We start from the raw sequence: 364 nt of genomic DNA on the forward strand, positions 1-364 counted from the left end.
AGTTTTTCTGCTTCCTCCTCTTCAACGATCTTGGCATCGGTGATATAGGCGAAATCCCTTATCCTGAAGCCAAAAACCTGCACCCTATTATGCATTACTTCAACCGGCAAAATATTTACCCCTTTGACGGTAAAGGCTGTATTGGTGATCACATGCTCCTGCACACTGGGAGCACCGGGATATTTGTTTTCTGAATCAAAGATATAGTCAAACCTTTTTTGAAGAGAAGCCATCACCCTTTGATGCGCATAAACAGGAATATCTCCCTGCTTGAAAAAATAAGGCCTTATGTCATCTAGGCCTACCGTATGGTAACTCTTATCATGGGGAAAAAGAATAGCAAAAAACAAATCTAAATGAATGG

At 40.9% G+C, this 364-nt stretch carries 1 protein-coding gene; it reads right to left on the reverse strand.

Features of this window, described 5'->3' with window-relative positions; genetic code table 11:
• Positions 1-364: MBL fold metallo-hydrolase (locus HC175_RS20850; protein WP_235942720.1), on the reverse strand; the 364-nt coding region annotated here is incomplete at both ends.

This window comes from Salinimicrobium oceani (assembly GCF_012037645.1).